This window comes from Escherichia sp. 94.0001 (genome assembly GCF_013369155.2).
Taxonomy (GTDB): domain Bacteria; phylum Pseudomonadota; class Gammaproteobacteria; order Enterobacterales; family Enterobacteriaceae; genus Escherichia; species Escherichia coli_F.
The window spans coordinates 1-298 of record NZ_JABWMS020000283.1 but is presented as its reverse complement, the minus strand read 5'-3'; the positions used below and the strand labels follow the sequence as shown (position 1 = coordinate 298).

General features: G+C 57.0%; 1 protein-coding gene. It reads left to right on the top strand.

All coding sequences use genetic code 11. The features are described 5' to 3' along the window. The coding region (locus HEN33_RS25735) for a hypothetical protein (protein WP_183083561.1) at positions 1-298 on the top strand (298 nt) is incomplete at both ends.

Sequence of the window (298 nt, the reverse complement as noted above, 5' to 3'; positions counted from 1 at the left end):
TCTGGTCGTCATACACCGAAATCATCGATGTGAAACAGTGCTACCCGAACACGGCACTGGTCGGTGTGCAGGTGGACTCGGAACAGTTCGGCAGCCAGCAGGTGAGCCGTAATTATCATCTTCGCGGGCGCATTCTGCAGGTGCCGTCGAACTATAACCCGCAGACGCGGCAATACAACGGTATCTGGGACGGGACGTTTAAACCGGCATACAGCAACAACATGGCCTGGTGTCTGTGGGATATGCTGACCCACCCGCGCTACGGCATGGGGAAACGTCTTGGTGCGGCGGATGTGGA